The sequence below is a fragment of the Streptomyces sp. NPDC025784 genome, assembly GCF_055558435.1.
Genome location: NZ_JBVHMN010000007.1, coordinates 155,633 through 168,405, shown reverse-complemented (window position 1 = coordinate 168,405; position 12,773 = coordinate 155,633). Strand labels below are relative to the sequence as shown.

Below are 12,773 nucleotides of genomic sequence, written 5' to 3'. Positions count from 1 at the left end.
CCCGATACCCCGCCCGTCGGACCCCGAGCGGCCCGCCGCCTCCGCTCCCGTCCCCGCGTCCGGCCCGGTTCCCGCCGCGCGCCGGCCTCGTATGCCGCTGGCCGTGTACGTCCTCGGTCTCTCCGTCTTCGCCCTCGGCACCAGCGAGTTCATGCTCTCCGGTCTGCTGCCGCCGATCGCGGACGATATGCACGTCACGATCCCGCGGGCGGGCCTGCTGATCTCCGCGTTCGCGATCGGCATGGTCGTGGGGGCGCCGCTGCTCGCGGTGGCGACGCTGCGGCTGCCCCGCCGCACCACCCTCGTCGGTCTCCTCGCGCTCTTCGGGCTGGGCCAGGTCGCGGGCGCGCTCGCGCCGACGTACACGACGCTGTTCGTGTCACGCGTCGTCAGCGCGCTCGCCTGCGCCGGGTTCTGGGCGGTCGGGGCGGCGGTGGCCGTCGCGATGGTGCCGCCGGACAGCCGGGCCCGTGCGCTCTCCGTGATGATCGGCGGGCTGTCGATAGCCAACGTGCTCGGCGTGCCGGCCGGCGCGTTCCTCGGGGGCGGTCTGGGCTGGCGGGCCGCCTTCTGGGCCGTCGCCGCCGCTTCGGCGATCGCCCTCGTCGGGGTCGTCACCCTCGTCCCGCGCATCCCGCTCCCCGAGAAGAGGCCGCGCCTGAGGCGGGAACTGCGGATCTTCCGCGACCCTCAGGTCTGGTTGTCCATCTGCGTGATCGCGCTCGCCGCGGCGGCGGTCTTCTGCGCGTTCAGCTATCTCGCTCCGCTCCTCACCGATGTCGCCGGGCTGGACGACGGCTGGGTGCCGACCGTGCTGGCCCTCTTCGGGGTCGGCGCGTTCATCGGCACGGCGATCGGGGGCCGCCTCGCCGACGCGCACCTCTTCGGCGTGCTGCTCGGCGGTCTCGCGGCCGACACGGTCGTCCTCGTCGCGCTCGCCCTCCTCGGACGGTGGGCGGTCGCCGCCGTCGTGCTCTCCTTCCTCCTCGGCATCGCCTGCTTCTGCACGGCGCCCGCGCTCAACGCCCGCATGTTCAACGTGGCCACGGCGGCCCCCACCCTGGCCGGTGCCACGACCACGGCCGCCTTCAACCTGGGCAACACCGGCGGTCCCTGGATCGGCGGCACCGTCATCGACGCGGGGTTCGGGTACGCGTCGACCGCGTGGGCGGGAGCGGCCCTGGCCGCGGCCGCCATCGGGGTGACCACACTCTCGCTGCGCCTGCACCGCCGCGCGGGGAACGGGAATTCACGGGTCGTGACCGCGGCCGGCACGGCGAACAATTCGGTACGCACGAAGGCGTGAGGGGACCTATCCTCGCCCGCATGGCAGACATGGGCGGGGATCAGGTGTCGGAGGCCGTCGAGGGAAGCGTGGCCGTGCTGCGCGCCGCGGCCGGGCTGGACTGGGAAAGGGCCCCGGCCGGCCGTCTCGCATGGAGCTGCCGGCGGACGGCGGAGCACATCGCCGGTGATCTGATCGCGTACGCGGGGCAGTTGGCCGGGCGGGCCACCGAGGCGTACGTCCCCTTCGAGATCGTGATGGAGGACGGCACCGACCACGCGGGTGTCGTCGACGTGATCGAGACGACGGGCGCGCTGCTGGCCGCCGCCGTGCGCACCACGCCGCGCGAGGCGCGCGCGTTCCATCCGTACCCGTTCCGCAGCGCGAACCGTGAGGGCTTCGCCGCGATGGGCGTCGCCGAGGTCCTCCTGCACACCCATGACATCGCCGAAGGCCTCGGACTCGCCTACGAGCCCCCGGCCGCGCTCTGCGAGGCCGTGCTGACCCGGATCTTCCCGCACGTCCGGCCCGGCCCCGACCACTGGCGCACCCTGCTGTGGGCGACCGGCCGGGGCGACCTGCCGGGCCGCGCCCCGGTCACCGAGTGGCGCTGGAGCAACAATCTGGTGATCGGCACCGAGCGGCTCACCCTCCAGGGAGTCACCCCGGCCGCCGCGGCCGATCTGAGCACGGGTGGCACGGGCGGCTTCGCCTGGATCGAGGGCGGTCCGTTCGAAGGCACCCGGGATGCCGCCGGGATGGTCGTGAAGGCGTACGAGGGCGGGGTGCACCGGCCGGAGTGGGGCATGTTCGTCCTGGTGCGCCGGGAGGACGGCCGTGCGGTCGGCGGCATGGGCTTCCACGCCGCACCCGACGAGGACGGCCGTGCCGAGGTCGGCTACGACCTCGCGGAGCACGCCCGCGGCCACGGCTACGCGACCGAGGCGCTGCGCGCACTGGCCGCCGAGGCCCTGGCCCGCGACGACGTCACGACCCTCTTCGCCGCCATCGACCGGTCCAACACCCCGTCCCAGGGCGTGATCTCACGTGCCGGGTTCACGCGGGTGAGTGAGGACGTGGAGCAGTACGCGTACGAACTGCGCGGCCTGGACCGCTCCTTGCGGCTCTACGCCCGCGAGAGCTGACCCGGCTCCGCGGCCGCCCCGCCGGGGGCCGGTACCGCCGGACCCGCCCGCCTTGTCTGCGTCCATCGGCGCACCCCCGTCCAGCGGGGTGGCGTACCTCAGGCGGATCCGTGGCGTTCCGCACCCCCGGCACCCGCGCCCGCTCCCGATAATGCCTTCACCGCGGCGTGCGCGCCGCGCCGTTGTCGTGGATCGGGGGAACACGATGAGCCGGCACGACCCGCAGCCGCAACCGCCCGGACCGCCCGCGCCGCCGGACCCCGGCCATCTGTTGGCCCGCACAGGGGTGCGGTGGACCATCATCGGTGTGCTGGTCAGCACCCTGCTGACGGTCGTCGGTCTGGTGGTGCAGGCACGGCAGGGCCATGACGACACCGCCCGCGGGGGTTCGAGCGCGGGCTCCTCCGGCACGAACGGCGGCCCCGGCCCGTCCGAGGTGACGCAGCCGGTGACGGCGCCGGCGACGTCACCGGTGACCTCACCGCCCGACGACGGCAGCGGGCTGACCGCCGCCGAGCGCGCGCTGCGCGACTCGCTCAACGGCGACCAGTGGCGCCGCGAGAGCTGCGAGCGCGAGACGGCACCGGGCGCGACGGCCGCGCTGAAGTGCACGGTGACGACGTCCGACGCCACCGCCGGGACCGTCACCACGAAGGCGGACATCGCGCTGTACCCGTCGAGGAGCAAGCTCCAGCAGGTGTACCGGAGTTATGCCGCGAACCTGCCGGAGGGCAACTGCGACCAGACCATGAACGTCCGCGGCACGTGGCACGAGAACGACTCCTCCGCCCCCGCCGGGGACATGGCCTGCTACACCGCCGACACCACCCGGTACGTCATCTTCTGCACGTACTACGACCGCCCGGCCCTGTTCCAGGTCACCGGGGCGGACCCCGCCGCGCTGACCAGCTGGTGGCACACCCTCGACCCGGTGTTCACGGACTGAGGCTCCGGCGGGCTCGGCCCGCCCCGGACTCCCCGGTCACCCGCGCCGCTTGCGCCGGCGCAGCCCCGCGGCGTGCAGCAGGCGCACCACCTCGCGGCTGCTGACCTGCACCGCACCGGCCGCGACGGCGTCCGCGTAGCGGTGTTCCGGGATGTCGTAGTGGTCGCGCTCGAAGGCCCGCCGGGGTGCGCCCAACCCGGCCGCGAACGCGTGCAGTTCGTCGTAGGAGACGTCGCTGATCAGGTGGGACCACCATCGACCGTGCCCGGGCCAGGTGGGCGGGTCGATGTAGACCGTCACGAGGAGGGGCCCCCGCCCGACGCCGCACCCAGCGAGCCCACCGAGGCCACCTTCACGCCCACCTTGTGGCACACCCAGTGCGGGTCGGGCCCCAACTCGGGCTCCACGTCGAGGGCGTGCGGATCGCCGGAGCCGCACACCGGGCACAGCGGCCACCGCCCGTACTTCTCCAGCAGCGCGTCCTGCACGTCCTGGGCGACCAGCCCCGCGACATAGCCCGCGCCCTCCGGCCACTGCTCGACCCACCAGCGGCGCTGCACCACCGACTCCTCCACGAGGCTGACGACGTCCGCCTCGGCGACCTCACCTGCGACCAGGTCGGCGAGTACGAGGGCGCGCGCGGCATGCAGGGCCTGCTCCAGGGGGCTGATGGGGTCCATGTCCCCATTGTGCGCACCCTTGACCGTATGCCCCAAAGGAAAATATCTTTCATCATGTGACCAATGACGTGAAGGAAATTTTCGCGGGAGAGGCGCCGCCCGCCCCCGCCGCCCTCGCGGCCAAGGTGCGGACGCTCGCCCCCTCGATGACCCGCTCCATGCAGCGCGTCGCCGAGGCCGTCGCCGGCGACCCCGCCGGCTGCGCTGCCCTCACGGTCACGGGCCTCGCCGAGCTCACCGGCACCAGCGAGGCCACCGTCGTCCGCACCGCCCGCCTCCTGGGCTACCCCGGGTACCGGGACCTGCGGCTGGCACTCGCCGGGCTCGCCGCCCAGCAGCAGTCGGGCCGCGCGCCCGCCGTCACCGCCGACATCGCGGTCGACGACCCGATCGCCGACGTCGTCGCGAAACTGGCGTACGACGAGCAGCAGACCCTCGCCGACACCGCCGCAGGACTCGACACCGTCCAGCTCGCCGCCGCCGTCACCGCGCTCGCCGCGGCCCGCCGCGTCGACATCTACGGCGTCGGCGCCTCCGGCCTGGTCGCCCAGGACCTCGCCCAGAAGCTGCTGCGCATCGGACTCATAGCGCACTCGCACAGCGATCCGCACCTCGCCGTCACCAACGCGGTGCAACTGCGGGCCAAGGACGTGGCGATCGCCATCACGCACTCCGGCTCCACCGGCGACGTCATAGAACCGCTCCGGGTCGCCTTCGAGCACGGGGCGACGACGGTCGCCGTCACCGGCCGGCCGGGCGGGCCCGTCACGCAGTACGCGGACCACATCCTCACCACGTCCACCGCCCGCGAGAGCGAACTGCGTCCGGCGGCGATGTCGTCGCGCACCAGCCAGCTCCTCGTGGTGGACTGCCTGTTCGTGGGCGTCGCACAACGGACGTACGAGAAGGCGGCACCGGCACTCTCCGCCTCGTACGAGGCGCTGGCGCACCGGCACACCCCTCGCGGCGGCGGATCCCGCTAGCCGGGGAGGGCCGGCCGCACCGGCGCCCGGCCGCGCCTCTTGACCGACGGGGCCCTTCTTCACACAGCACCAGAAGTCGTCGTACCGCACTGGAAAGAGCCGCCCTCCATGACCTCAACCGCCGACGCCTCCTCCAACTACCGTGACTTGCGGGACCAGTTGGACTCGATGACCACCGAGGCGTTCCGCCCCGAACTCGCCGAGATCGACCAGCTGGCCACGCTGGAGATCGCCCGGATCATGAACGGTGAGGACGCGACGGTGCCGACGGCCGTCGCGGCTCAGCTGCCGCTCATCGCCGCCGCCATCGACGACATCGCCGACCGCATGTCCCGCGGCGGCCGTCTCGTCTACGCGGGCGCGGGCACCGCGGGCCGCCTCGGCGTCCTGGACGCCTCCGAGTGCCCGCCCACCTTCAACACCGACCCGTCCGAGGTGGTCGGCCTGATCGCGGGCGGCCCGACCGCCATGGTGACCTCGATCGAGGGCGCGGAGGACTCCAGGGAACTGGCCGCGGCCGACCTGGAGGCACTGTCGCTGACCCCCGACGACACGGTGGTCGGAGTCTCCGCCTCCGGCCGCACCCCGTACGCCGTCGGCGCGGTCGAGCACGCCCGCGCGCGGGGCGCCCTGACGGTCGGCCTGTCCTGCAACGCGGGCAGCCCGCTCGCGGCGGCCGCGGACCACGGCATCGAGGTCGTGGTGGGCCCCGAACTGCTGACCGGTTCGACGCGCCTGAAGTCGGGCACGGCCCAGAAGATCGTCCTGAACATGCTCTCGACGATCACCATGATCCGCCTGGGCAAGACCTACGGGAATCTGATGGTCGACGTACGCGCGTCGAACGAGAAGCTCCGCGCCCGCTCGCGCCGCATCGTCGCGCTGGCGACGGGCGCCCCGGACGAGGACATCGAGCGGGCGCTCGCCGCCACGGACGGCGAGGTGAAGAACGCGATCCTCACGATCCTCGGCGAGGTGGACGCTCCCACGGCCGCCCGCCTTCTGAAGGAGAGCAGCGGCCATCTGCGCGCCGCGCTGGCGGCCACGGCCGGCTGACCAGCACTCTCGGGGAGTGCGCACACCGGACAGCATCACCGCCGAAGCGATCCTGCCCCTCGTGGGCGGCCCCGCGAACGTCGTCTCCGTCGCCCACTGCATGACCCGCCTCCGGCTGGGCCTGCGGGACCGGAGCCTGGTCCAGGAGGCGGCGCTGCGGGCGCTGCCCGCCGTGCTCGGCGTCGTCGCCGACGACGCCACCTACCAGATCGTCCTGGGCCCGGGGACGGTCGCCCGGGTCACCCCCGCGTTCGAGGTCCTGCTGACCGCGGCTCCGGCCGGCGCCGCGGAGCGGCCGGCGGCCGGCGCACCCGGCCGCCCGGCCACCGCCCCGCCCGGCCCCCCGGCGGACAGCACCGCCGGACGGCTGGCGGCAAGGGGCGCGGAGCTGAAGGCCGACCGGCGCCGGCGCAACTCCACACCCGTGCGGATCATGCTGCGCCGGATCGCAGACATCTTCGTCCCACTGATCCCGGCCCTGATCGGCTGCGGAGTCGTCGCCGGCCTCAACGGCCTGCTGATCAACCTCGGATGGCTCCCGGGCATCACCCCGGCGCTGACCGCGATCGCCTCCGGCTTCATGGCGCTCATCCCCGTCTTCGTCGGCTACAACACGGCGAAGGAGTTCGGCGGGACGCCCGTCCTCGGCGGCGCGGTGGCGGCGATCGTGGTGTACGCGGGGGTGGCCAAGGTGACGGTGTCCGGCACGGCGCTGTCCCCCGGCCAGGGCGGCGTCCTGGGCGCCCTGGCCGCGGCGCTGCTGGGCACGTACGTGGAGAAGTGGATCCGCGGCCGGGTCCCGGACGCGCTGGACGTCCTCGTCACCCCTACGCTCACCGTCCTGATCACCGGCCTGGTGACGCTCTACGGCCTGATGTACGCGGCCGGTGAACTGGCCGCGGCCATCGGCACGGCGGCGAACTGGCTGCTCGACCACACGGGCGCCCTCGCGGGCCTGGTCCTGGGCGGTCTGTTCCTCCCCCTGGTGATGCTGGGCCTGCACCAGGCACTGATCCCCATCCACACCACCCTCATCGAGCAGCAGGGGTACACGGTCCTGCTGCCCATCCTGGCGATGGCGGGCGCGGGCCAGGTCGGCGCGGCCCTCGCGGTCTACGTCCGGCTGCGTCACGACACGTCGCTGCGCACGACGATCAGGTCGGCCCTGCCCGCAGGCCTCCTCGGCGTCGGCGAACCCCTCATCTACGGCGTCTCCCTGCCGCTCGGCCGCCCCTTCGTCACGGCCTGCGCGGGCGGAGCCGCGGGCGGCGCCTTCGTCGGCTTCTTCTCGATGCTGGGCGACAAGGTCGGCTCCACGGCCATCGGCCCCTCGGGCTGGGCGCTGTTCCCGCTCCTGAACGGCAGCAGGGGCCCGGTCCTCGCCGCGGCGGTCTACGCGGGCGGCCTGCTGACGGGCTACGTCGTCGGCTTCGCGGCCACCTATTTCTACGGCCTCGCCGGATTGTCGGTGACGCGTGCGAGGGTGGAGCCATGAACCACGCACAGCTGACCGCCCTCGGCCGGGCCCTTCGCGTGCTCGGCGAGCACGGCGACGCGCTCACCGCCGACACGCCCGACGCGAAGCTGCACGAGGTCAAGGCGGACCTGAAGCGGGCGCTGGACCTGCTGGACGAGACGGTGACGACCGCGGCGCCCGCGACGCGCTGCTCCGAGCATCCGAACGGGCCGGTGGACGAGGGCGCCCCCGATCTGTGCCTGCTCTGCGAGACCCGGCGCCGCACCGCCCGCCGCACCGAGGTCAACGACGCGTACGGACGCGCCCGCCGCCCCGGCCCCGACGAGTCCCCCGAGCGCGCCACCTCGCGTTACGGCGTGCGCGGCGACCGCCCCCAGCCCCAGCAGCGCTGGCTCCCGGAAGTGTGGAACGGCCAGGAATGGCAGCTGTGCGGCACCCCGCGCCGCGACCGCCACGAGGCCGAGCGCTATCTCACCGCCGAGCGCAGGACGCCCCACCCGGGCATGGCCTACCGCCTGGTCCACGAGTTCACGGACTACGAGGTCCTGCGCATCTGGGGCACGCCCGTCCGGGTCGACATCGAGCCGATGGGGAATCTGTAGCCCTCGCCCGGCGGCACCGCTTTCCTTCACTCCGAGTATCGACGTTCGGCACACAGCGTGGCCGACCGCTCTCTAACCTGGCCGGAGACGGCACCTCAACAACCCCTCCTGCGCGACAGGGAGTTGCCATGCCAGGACGCCCCAAGGACCTCGACCCGTCCGCGTCGCCCCGGGCCATGATCGGCGCGGAGCTGCGGCACGCCCGCGAGAACGCCGGCCTCAGCCAGGCCGAGCTGGGCGAACCGCTCTTCGTCAGCGGCTCGTTCATCGGCCAGCTGGAGGCCGGGACCCGCCGCCTCCACCTCGAATACGCCGTCCAGATAGACGAGATCCTGAGCACGAACGGCTTCTTCGCCCGCAACTGCAAGGCTCTCGCCAAGTCCAAGTACCCCGACCACTTCGCGGAGGCGGCGGAGGCGGAGGCGATCGCCACGGCGATCAGAGAGTACGCGCCCCTATTGATCCCCGGGTTGTTGCAGACAGACGGGTACGCGCGAGCCATGTTCCGCGGAGGTCGCCCGACCGCCACAGAGGACACCATCGACGACTTGGTCGCCACCCGCCTGGAACGGGCTCGTCTTCTCGACGATCCGACAACGCCCTTGCTGTGGGCGGTTCTGGACGAGGCCGTACTGCGCCGGAAGGTGGGCAGCGCACCGGTCATGGCCGAGGCGCTGCGCCACATCACAGGGCTCGCGCGCAGGCACCGAATCATCGTGCAGGTGCTGCCGTTCACGGCGGGAGCCCACATGGCGATGGAGGGCCCCCTCAAGCTGATGACCTTCGAAGACGCACCCCCGCTCGCCTACCTCCAAGGGCTGGGCACAGGGCGGTTGGAGGACGACCCGGCGTCAGTGGCCCACCACGACCTGACCTTCCACCTTCTCGGGGCAAGTGCGCTCTCGGCGCAGGAATCCCTGGCCCTGGTCGACTCGGTGGCAGAGGATTACGCTCATGTGGAACAGCCTTGATAACGCTCTGAGCGTGCCTACTTGGCGCAAGTCGAGCTACAGCGGAGCAAGCGGCGGCGACTGCCTGGAGGTGGGCGACGGTCACCCCGCACTCGTGCCGGTCCGGGATTCCAAGAACCCTCTCGGTCCGGCACTCACCTTCCGGACCGAGGCGTGGACGGCCTTCGTCGAGAACCTGAAGCGCTGACCACCGGGGTCTGCCGGCCGGCAGACCCCGCTTCAGGTCAGGGCGTTCACGCGCACACGTCGGGGCGGCACCCGCGGCTCACGCGACGGGTGCCGCCCGGGCGGCGCAGGGTCAGCTCAGCGAGCGCAGCGCCGACGCGTCGTACGGCGCCAGCTCCTCGAACCGTCCGTCGAGGACCTTCGCCGCCCACTCCGGGTCCTGGAGCAGCGCACGGCCGACGGCGACGAGGTCGAACTCGTCGCGCTCCAGGCGGTCCAGCAGGTTGTCGAGGCCGGCCACCGGGGCGCCCTCGCCCTGGAACGCCTTGATGAAGTCGCCGTCCAGGCCCACCGAGCCGACGGTGATGGTGGGCTTGCCGGTCAGCTTCTTCGTCCAGCCGGCCAGGTTCAGGTCCGAGCCGTCGAACTCCGGGAGCCAGTAACGGCGGGTGGAGGCGTGGAAGGCGTCCACACCGGCCGCGGCGAGCGGCGTGAGGATCGCGTCCAGCTCCTCCGGCGTCTCGGCGAGCCGCGCGTCGTACGCCTGCTGCTTCCACTGCGAGTAGCGGAAGATGACGGGGAAGTCCGGCGAGACCGCCGCGCGGACGGCGGCCACGATCTCGGCCGCGAACTTCGCGCGCGCCACCGGGTCGCCGCCGTAGGCGTCCGTGCGGCGGTTGGTGCCCTCCCACAGGAACTGGTCGATGAGGTAGCCGTGGGCGCCGTGCAGTTCGACGCCGTCGAAGCCGATGCGCTCCGCGGCGGCGGCGGACTCGGCGAACGCCTCGACGACGTCGTCGAGGTCCTGCTGGGTCATGGCCTTGCCGGTGACGTCCGCCCCGGCCGAGGTGAGGCCGGAGGGGCCGACCGCGGGGGCGTCGGCGAACGGCGGCTCGCCCGCGTTGCGCACCATGCCGATGTGCCACAGCTGGGGCACGATCGTGCCGCCCGCCGCGTGCACGGCGTCGGCGACCTTGGTCCAGCCCGCCAGCTGCTCCGCGCCGTGGAAGCGCGGCACCCGGTCGCTCTGCCCGGCCGAGTCGTGGCCCACGTAGGTGCCCTCGGTGACGATGAGGCCGACGCCCGCGGCGGCGCGGCGGGCGTAGTAGCCGATGACGTCCTCGCCCGGGATTCCCCCGGGGGAGAACATGCGGGTCATCGGGGCCATCACGATCCGGTTGGGGACGGTCAGCCCGTTCAGGGAAACGGGCCGGGACAGGATCTCTGCGGCGCGGGAGGCGGCGGTGTCGCTCACGGAGCGGTCTCCTCGGGTGGGGTCGGAGAGGCGTCACTCTGACGCCGAGCGGGACATTCCGGGTGGTATGTGCACATGCATTAACCACCCCTCCCGGTAAACCCCCGGACCCCGGCCCCGCATTCCGCCGCACCCGCACGGCACCTGTGATCCCGACCACGCCCCGCCGGGGACACAGCCGGACCGCGTACCCGAAAACGCCCGAGGGCGGCACCCTGGAAAGGGTGCCGCCCTCGGAACGAAGGACGGTGATCGACCGGGGTCGATCAGAAGTCCATGTCACCGCCCGGCATGCCGCCCGGAGCGGCCGCGGCGGCCTTCTCCGGCTTGTCGGCGATGACGGCCTCGGTAGTGAGGAACAGCGCGGCGATGGAGGCGGCGTTCTGCAGGGCAGAGCGGGTCACCTTCGCCGGGTCGATGATGCCCTCGGCGATCATGTCGACGTACTCGCCGGTCGCGGCGTTCAGACCGTGGCCGACGGCCAGGTTGCGCACCTTCTCGACGACGACGCCGCCCTCGAGGCCGCCGTTGACGGCGATCTGCTTGAGCGGGGCCTCCAGCGCGAGCTTCACGGCGTTGGCGCCGGTCGCCTCGTCACCGTCGAGCTCCAGCTTCTCGAACACCTGGGAGGCCTGGAGCAGGGCCACGCCACCACCGGCGACGATGCCCTCCTCGACGGCCGCCTTCGCGTTGCGAACGGCGTCCTCGATGCGGTGCTTACGCTCCTTGAGCTCGACCTCGGTGGCGGCACCGGCCTTGATGACGGCCACGCCGCCGGCCAGCTTCGCCAGACGCTCCTGGAGCTTCTCGCGGTCGTAGTCCGAGTCGGAGTTCTCGATCTCGGCACGGATCTGGTTGACCCGGCCGGCGACCTGGTCGGCAGAGCCGGCGCCGTCGACGATCGTGGTCTCGTCCTTGGTGATGACGACCTTGCGGGCACGGCCCAGCAGGTCCAGACCCGCGTTCTCCAGCTTGAGGCCGACCTCCTCGGAGATGACCTCGCCGCCCGTGAGGATGGCGATGTCGCCGAGCATGGCCTTGCGGCGGTCACCGAAGCCCGGAGCCTTGACGGCGACGGACTTGAAGGTGCCACGGATCTTGTTGACGACCAGGGTCGACAGGGCCTCGCCCTCGACGTCCTCGGCGATGATCAGCAGCGGCTTGCCGCCCTGCATGACCTTCTCGAGGAGCGGGAGCAGGTCCTTGACGTTGCTGATCTTCGAGTTGGCGATCAGGATGTACGGGTCGTCGAGGACGGCCTCCATACGCTCCATGTCGGTGGCGAAGTACGCCGAGATGTAGCCCTTGTCGAAGCGCATACCCTCGGTGAGCTCCAGCTCCAGACCGAAGGTCTGGGACTCCTCGACGGTGATGACGCCTTCCTTGCCGACCTTGTCCATCGCCTCGGCGATGAGCTCGCCGATCTGGGTGTCGGCGGCGGAGATGGAGGCCGTGGAAGCGATCTGCTCCTTGGTCTCGACATCCTTCGCCTGCTCCAGCAGCGCGCCGGAGACGGCCTCGACGGCCTTCTCGATGCCGCGCTTGAGGGCCATCGGGTTGGCGCCGGCGGCGACGTTGCGCAGGCCCTCGCGGACCAGGGCCTGGGCGAGGACGGTCGCGGTCGTCGTACCGTCACCGGCGACGTCGTCGGTCTTCTTCGCGACTTCCTTGACCAGCTCGGCGCCGATCTTCTCGTACGGGTCCTCCAGCTCGATCTCCTTGGCGATGGACACACCATCGTTGGTGATCGTGGGGGCGCCCCACTTCTTCTCAAGGACGACGTTGCGGCCCTTGGGGCCGAGGGTCACCTTGACGGCGTCGGCGAGCTGGTTCATACCGCGCTCAAGGCCGCGCCGTGCCTCCTCGTCGAACGCGATGATCTTGGCCATGTGAAGTGGTCCTCCCGGACTGGGGTGGAAAGCTCACAGGACCGCGCTGGCGCCCGCGACGGACGGCCTGCCTGCCTCGTGGTTCCTTGCCCCACCCGGCCTGCGGGCCTCACCGACCCGGTCCTTCGTTGTCACTCTCACCTTCAGAGTGCTAACGCCAATGATTAGCACTCGCCCCTGTCGAGTGCAAGCGGCTCCAGCGGATCCCCAGGTGAACACGGGGGCGCACGGGAGCGGACCACGGGACGGCCCCCGGACCGCGGACAGACCGAAGGGCCCGTACCCCATGGGGATACGAGCCCTTCGTCACGTCGAACAA

13 protein-coding genes are annotated in these 12,773 nt (G+C 72.2%); 9 read left to right on the top strand and 4 right to left on the bottom strand.

Annotated elements, in window-relative coordinates; all coding sequences use genetic code 11:
• Window positions 1-91: 91 nt before the first annotated feature.
• From ACZ4IF_RS18090 to ACZ4IF_RS18080, 3 genes are all read left to right on the top strand, one after another.
• Entirely contained in the window at window positions 92-1,306 is a 1,215-nt protein-coding gene (locus ACZ4IF_RS18090; RefSeq protein ID WP_467564287.1) for a Cmx/CmrA family chloramphenicol efflux MFS transporter, read from the top strand.
• Between the two features lie 20 nt (window positions 1,307-1,326).
• Complete coding sequence (locus ACZ4IF_RS18085) at window positions 1,327-2,430, top strand: GNAT family N-acetyltransferase (RefSeq protein WP_467563960.1); 1,104 nt, start codon at window positions 1,327-1,329, stop codon at window positions 2,428-2,430.
• Window positions 2,431-2,635: 205 nt separating this feature from the next.
• A complete protein-coding gene (locus ACZ4IF_RS18080; protein ID WP_467563958.1) occupies window positions 2,636-3,376 on the top strand; it encodes a hypothetical protein in 741 nt (246 codons plus the stop codon).
• 36 nt (window positions 3,377-3,412) lie between these two features.
• Here the strand turns inward: ACZ4IF_RS18080 and ACZ4IF_RS18075 are convergent, their stop codons facing one another.
• Together ACZ4IF_RS18075 and ACZ4IF_RS18070 are read right to left on the bottom strand one after the other, a co-directional pair.
• The gene (locus tag ACZ4IF_RS18075; protein ID WP_467563956.1) at window positions 3,413-3,676 is read right to left on the bottom strand and encodes a DUF4031 domain-containing protein; all 264 of its coding nucleotides are present in this window, start codon (window positions 3,674-3,676) and stop codon (window positions 3,413-3,415) included.
• Window positions 3,673-4,056 carry a hypothetical protein gene (locus ACZ4IF_RS18070; protein ID WP_359488638.1) on the bottom strand — a complete coding sequence of 128 codons (384 nt, stop codon included), beginning with the start codon at window positions 4,054-4,056 and terminating at the stop codon, window positions 3,673-3,675. The genes ACZ4IF_RS18075 and ACZ4IF_RS18070 overlap by 4 nt, the downstream gene beginning before the upstream one ends.
• Window positions 4,057-4,112: 56 nt before the next feature.
• On the opposite strand from ACZ4IF_RS18070, the gene ACZ4IF_RS18065 reads away from it, so the two are divergent.
• From ACZ4IF_RS18065 to ACZ4IF_RS18040, 6 genes are all read left to right on the top strand, one after another.
• Window positions 4,113-5,039, top strand: a complete 927-nt coding sequence (locus tag ACZ4IF_RS18065; RefSeq protein ID WP_359488640.1) for a MurR/RpiR family transcriptional regulator — start codon at window positions 4,113-4,115, stop codon at window positions 5,037-5,039.
• A 108-nt stretch (window positions 5,040-5,147) separates the two neighbouring features.
• A complete protein-coding gene (gene murQ / locus ACZ4IF_RS18060) occupies window positions 5,148-6,095 on the top strand; it encodes an N-acetylmuramic acid 6-phosphate etherase (RefSeq protein WP_467563954.1) in 948 nt (315 codons plus the stop codon).
• Between the two features lie 16 nt (window positions 6,096-6,111).
• The gene (locus ACZ4IF_RS18055; protein ID WP_467563952.1) at window positions 6,112-7,590 is read left to right on the top strand and encodes a PTS transporter subunit EIIC; all 1,479 of its coding nucleotides are present in this window, start codon (window positions 6,112-6,114) and stop codon (window positions 7,588-7,590) included.
• Window positions 7,587-8,174: a hypothetical protein gene (locus ACZ4IF_RS18050; protein WP_467563950.1), complete on the top strand. Its 588-nt coding sequence runs from the start codon at window positions 7,587-7,589 to the stop codon at window positions 8,172-8,174. The genes ACZ4IF_RS18055 and ACZ4IF_RS18050 overlap by 4 nt, the downstream gene beginning before the upstream one ends.
• A 128-nt stretch (window positions 8,175-8,302) precedes the next feature.
• Window positions 8,303-9,145 (top strand): helix-turn-helix domain-containing protein, encoded by an 843-nt coding sequence (locus ACZ4IF_RS18045; RefSeq protein ID WP_467563948.1) that lies wholly within the window; start codon window positions 8,303-8,305, stop codon window positions 9,143-9,145.
• The gene (locus tag ACZ4IF_RS18040; RefSeq protein ID WP_467563946.1) at window positions 9,129-9,332 is read left to right on the top strand and encodes a DUF397 domain-containing protein; all 204 of its coding nucleotides are present in this window, start codon (window positions 9,129-9,131) and stop codon (window positions 9,330-9,332) included. Before ACZ4IF_RS18045 ends, ACZ4IF_RS18040 begins: the two co-directional genes overlap by 17 nt.
• 111 nt (window positions 9,333-9,443) lie before the next feature.
• Here the strand turns inward: ACZ4IF_RS18040 and ACZ4IF_RS18035 are convergent, their stop codons facing one another.
• Both ACZ4IF_RS18035 and groL read right to left on the bottom strand, forming a co-directional pair.
• Window positions 9,444-10,565, bottom strand: a complete 1,122-nt coding sequence (locus tag ACZ4IF_RS18035) for an NADH:flavin oxidoreductase (RefSeq protein ID WP_359488650.1) — start codon at window positions 10,563-10,565, stop codon at window positions 9,444-9,446.
• Window positions 10,566-10,831: 266 nt separating this feature from the next.
• Window positions 10,832-12,454, bottom strand: a complete 1,623-nt coding sequence (groL, locus tag ACZ4IF_RS18030; RefSeq protein WP_028802875.1) for a chaperonin GroEL — start codon at window positions 12,452-12,454, stop codon at window positions 10,832-10,834.
• Window positions 12,455-12,773 lie beyond the last annotated feature (319 nt).

Bases quoted from the DNA above. Each gene is read 5' to 3' on its own strand.
- ACZ4IF_RS18090 (WP_467564287.1), top strand. From the start codon at position 92: ATGCCGCTGGCCGTGTACGTCCTCGGTCTCTCCGTCTTCGCCCTCGGC.
- ACZ4IF_RS18085 (WP_467563960.1), top strand. From the start codon at position 1,327: ATGGCAGACATGGGCGGGGATCAGGTGTCGGAGGCCGTCGAGGGAAGC.
- ACZ4IF_RS18080 (WP_467563958.1), top strand. From the start codon at position 2,636: ATGAGCCGGCACGACCCGCAGCCGCAACCGCCCGGACCGCCCGCGCCG.
- ACZ4IF_RS18070 (WP_359488638.1), bottom strand. From the start codon at position 4,056: ATGGACCCCATCAGCCCCCTGGAGCAGGCCCTGCATGCCGCGCGCGCC.
- murQ (WP_467563954.1), top strand. From the start codon at position 5,148: ATGACCTCAACCGCCGACGCCTCCTCCAACTACCGTGACTTGCGGGAC.
- ACZ4IF_RS18050 (WP_467563950.1), top strand. From the start codon at position 7,587: ATGAACCACGCACAGCTGACCGCCCTCGGCCGGGCCCTTCGCGTGCTC.
- ACZ4IF_RS18045 (WP_467563948.1), top strand. From the start codon at position 8,303: ATGCCAGGACGCCCCAAGGACCTCGACCCGTCCGCGTCGCCCCGGGCC.
- ACZ4IF_RS18040 (WP_467563946.1), top strand. From the start codon at position 9,129: ATGTGGAACAGCCTTGATAACGCTCTGAGCGTGCCTACTTGGCGCAAG.
- groL (WP_028802875.1), bottom strand. From the start codon at position 12,454: ATGGCCAAGATCATCGCGTTCGACGAGGAGGCACGGCGCGGCCTTGAG.